2 protein-coding genes are annotated in these 2,207 nt (G+C 69.0%); both read right to left on the reverse strand.

Annotation, left to right across the window (positions count from 1 at the left end; translation table 11 throughout):
* Positions 1-73 precede the first annotated feature (73 nt).
* On the reverse strand, positions 74-868 hold the full coding sequence (istB, locus tag ACTWQO_RS48395; protein WP_443243798.1) for an IS21-like element helper ATPase IstB: 795 nt from the start codon (positions 866-868) through the stop codon (positions 74-76).
* Positions 868-2,115 carry an IS21 family transposase gene (gene istA / locus ACTWQO_RS48400; RefSeq protein ID WP_443243799.1) on the reverse strand — a complete coding sequence of 416 codons (1,248 nt, stop codon included), beginning with the start codon at positions 2,113-2,115 and terminating at the stop codon, positions 868-870. Before istA ends, istB begins: the two co-directional genes overlap by 1 nt.
* Between the last annotated feature and the right edge of the window lie 92 nt (positions 2,116-2,207).

A 2,207-nucleotide genomic window follows, 5' to 3' on the forward strand; every position in this document is an offset into this window, starting at 1 on the left:
TGTCGGTAACGGCTGAATCGTGGACCACGGGCAGCAGATGAAAAGTGGACCTCGTGTTCTCAGTTGATGTTGGTCATTCCCCGGTGTTGGCGGCGGGAACCCGTCCGAGGTCGCGGCCGCGCATGCGGTAGCTGTCGCCTTTCAGAGAGATCACTTCGGCGTGGTGGACGAGGCGGTCGATCATCGCGGCGGCGACCGTGTCGTCGCCGAAGACCTCTCCCCAGCGGCCGAAGGGCTTGTTGCTGGTCACGATCACGCTCGCGCGTTCGTAGCGGCCCGAGATGAACTGGAAGAACAGGTTGGCGGCCTCGGGTTCGAAGGGGATGTAGCCCACCTCGTCCACGACGATCAGCGGGATCCGTCCGAGCCGGGTCAACTCGTCGCTCAGGCGGCCGGCCTGGTGGGCGTCGGCGAGGCGGGCGACCCACTGGGCGGCGGTCGCGAACGCGACCCGGTGCCCGGCCTGGCAGGCCCGGATCCCGAGCCCGGTGGCGAGGTGGGTCTTGCCGGTGCCGGGCGGCCCCAGGAAGATGACGTTCTCCTTGCCGACGACGAAGTCCAGGGTGCCCAGATGGGCGATGACCTCGCGTTTGACGGACCGCTGATGGTCGAAGTCGAAGTCCTCCAGCGACTTGCGGGAGGGGAAACGGGCCGCGCGGATGCGGCCCTCGGCGCCGTGGCTGTCGCGGGCGGCGACCTCCCGCTGCAGGCAGGCGGCGAGATACTCCTCATGCGTCCAGCCCTCGTCGCGGGCCCGTTCGGCCAGCCGGGCGGCCGCGTCCCGCAGGGCCGGCGCCTTCAATGCCTTGGTGAGATAAACGAGTTCGGAGGAGACGTCGCGGCTGTTCGTGGTCTGTTTGGTAGCCATCAGGCGACTCCCTCACCGGTGCTCAGGCCGCCGTCGATGACGCCGAAGATCCGGTCGTAGGTGTCCAACGGCCGCTGCTCGACATCGAGTTGGTCGGCGGGGACGGGCCGTTGCCGGGCCCGTTCGCGGCCTGCCTTCGCGGCGGCCGCATGGGTGGGGTCGGTCAGCGACTGGTGGCGGGCCCAGCAGCGGGCATGCCGGGCGACCTCGGTGCCCTCGCAGAACGCCAGGACCTGGTCCAGGTCGGCCTTGACCTCGATGCGACGGCCGATCGCCAGCGGGTGGACGGAGTAGTCGTTGGTGTCGATGCGGACGTAGTGATCACGCGGAAGCCGCAGGCTGGTCCGCCACCAGCCCGGCGGATCGACCGGCGGCAGGGTCAGCATGCGGGCCTTGTCCGCCTCGATCCGGTCGGCCGGGCGGGCCTGCAGGGTGCGGTGGATGCGCCGGTTGGCCTTGGCCAGCCAGTCGGCCAGCTGGATGTTGAAGTCGCTCGGCGAGGCGAAGACGCGGCCGGGCAGGAAGCTGGTCTCCAGATAGCCGTTCGCCCGCTCGACCAGTCCCTTGGCCTCCGGGTCGCCCGGGCGGCACTGAATCACGCGGATGCCCAGCAGTCCCGCGAACGCCGCGAAGTCTTCGGTGAGTTGGGGCCGTCCGCCTTGCCAGGAACCGACGGCGGCCTCGTTGTCCCAGACCAGGGCCCTGGGGACGGCCCCGAGACCGGTCAGCAGTTGCCAGTGCCCGGCGATCAAGTCGGCCGCGGCCTTGGTCGGCAGCATCCTCGCCATGATCCATCGCGAGTAGCCGGCCACCATCACCAGCACTGGCGGACAGCCCGTCTGCCCGAACCCCAGCGGGATCTCTGCCGGCGGGAACCACAGATCACACTGCATCAGTTCACCGGGCTCATAGCCAGTCCGGGAGGCTGGGTCTGCCGGCAGATAGTCGAGCCTGAGCTCACGCAACCGATCGCGCAGCACGGTCATTCCGTGCTGCCAGCCGATCCGCTCGGCCACCACGGTCGCCGGCATGTCCGGCCATACCTCGAGCAGTTCGCGGATCTTCGGTTCGACCGCATCCACGATCGACCCCTTCCGGGCCCGTTCGTACTTCGGCGGCCGGTCGCTGGCGACCGCCCGTCGCACCGTGGTCCGAGAGATCCCCAACTTCCGTGCGATCGCCCGGATCGGCATCTGCTCGGCCCGATGCAACCGGCGGATCTCCGCCCAGTCCTCCACGCTGATCACCCATCCTCCCGGCCTGACTCAACGAGTCAGGCCGCCCAGGAGGGCCACAATTCATCCGGTGGAAGTGGTCTCAGATTGAGCCGTTGCCGACA

The sequence above is a fragment of the Streptomyces sp. 4N124 genome (assembly GCF_052245395.1).
Lineage (GTDB): Bacteria > Actinomycetota > Actinomycetes > Streptomycetales > Streptomycetaceae > Streptomyces.

Excerpts from the sequence above, each read along its gene's own strand:
- istB (WP_443243798.1), bottom strand. The coding sequence starts at position 868 with ATGGCTACCAAACAGACCACGAACAGCCGCGACGTCTCCTCCGAACTC.